Source organism: Microbacterium sp. Leaf351 (genome assembly GCF_001423825.1).
Lineage (GTDB): Bacteria > Actinomycetota > Actinomycetes > Actinomycetales > Microbacteriaceae > Microbacterium > Microbacterium ginsengisoli.
Genome location: NZ_LMPK01000023.1, coordinates 44,154 through 45,612 on the forward strand (window position 1 = coordinate 44,154; position 1,459 = coordinate 45,612).

General features: G+C 70.9%; 2 protein-coding genes. Both read left to right on the forward strand.

The annotated features are described in order from the left end of the window. On the forward strand, positions 1-223 hold a 223-nt coding region (locus ASG00_RS15355), incomplete at its 5' end, for a hypothetical protein (RefSeq protein ID WP_162238367.1). 12 nt (positions 224-235) lie between these two features. Next, positions 236-1,459: ATP-binding cassette domain-containing protein (locus ASG00_RS07930; RefSeq protein WP_162238368.1), on the forward strand; the 1,224-nt coding region annotated here is incomplete at its 3' end.

A 1,459-nucleotide genomic window follows, 5' to 3' on the forward strand; every position in this document is an offset into this window, starting at 1 on the left:
CATCGTCGTGTCGCCCGCCATCGTGCTCGACGCGCTCTGGGCCGGCGTGAAGCTCCGCCAGGGCTGGGAGATGAAGGACCGTGAGCCGGTGCTGAGCCACGAGCTCATCACCAACGAGAACCTCGACACCTATCTGAAGCTCAACACCCCGGCCGGCTCCCACGTGGATGTCCCGATCGTCGCCGAGCAGGACCTGTACACGAACTACATGGTCCAGAAGTAAGGAACCACACCGATGTCTGCCTCGTTGCACGAGGGAGCGGCGCCCGCGGAGACCAGCCGGTCTCCGCGGGCCACCGCCCCCGGCGGGTTCGCCGTCTCCGGACTCACCAAGACCTACGGGCCGGTCCGCGCCCTCTCCGACGTGTCGCTCGCCTTCGCCCCCGGCGAAGTGCACGCGGTCCTCGGGCAGAACGGCTCCGGCAAGAGCACGCTCGTCAAGCTGCTGTCGGGCACGGTCTCGCCCACGGAGGGCGCCGTCCTCGCCGGTGAGCGCACCGTCGCTCCCGGCAGCACCTCCGCCTCCGCGCGAGCAGGCATCATCACCGTCTTCCAGGAGCTGTCGGTGCTGCCGGCACTCACCGTGGCCGAGAACATCATGCTCGGCCACTATCCCCGTACGATCCTCGGCACGATCAGCGAGCGCCGGCTCAACGCCCGCGCCGCCGAGATCCTCGATCGCTACCGCATCGACCTGCCGCTCGGGGCCCCCTGCCGCACCCTGAGCCTCGCCCAGCTGCAGCTCGTCGAGATCGCGCGGGCGCTCGGCAACGACCCGCGGCTTCTCATCCTCGACGAAGCCACCTCGTCGCTCGACCAGCCCGACGCCGAGAACCTGCTGCGCATCAGTCGCGAGCTGGCGGCGGACGGGGCATCCGTGCTCTTCGTCTCGCACCGCATGGATGAGGTCTTCGCCGTCGCCGACACCGTCAGCGTTATCACCGACGGCGCGCTCGTCTGGACCGGCGGCACCGCGGACACCACGCGCGAGCGCCTGCTCGCCCAGCTCGCCGGGAAGGCGCTCGAGCCGCTCGAGCGCATCGCCCGCACCCCGCACGACGCGACCGGCGCCCCCGCCCTCACCGCGCACATCCCCGACCTCGGTGACGCGCGCATCGCCGTCGCACAGGGCGAGATCCTCGGGCTCGCGGGCCTGCAGGGCCACGGCCAGAAGCACGCGATGCGAGCGATCGCCGGTGCCGACTCCAGTCGAGGCGCGACGGTGGCCGTCGGTGAACGCAAGCCGATCCGTCGCCTGAACGTGACACGGATGCAGCGCCTCGGCGTCGCCTACGTGCCCGAGGACCGTGGCACCGAGGGGCTCATCCTGAAGCATTCGGTGCGCCTGAACGCGACTCTCAGCGCCCTGCGCCGCGTCTCCCGCCTCGGGTTCCTCTCGCGCCGCGCCGAGACCGCCGCTGCCGACCACGTCATCTCGCTGCTCTCGGTCAAGACCCAC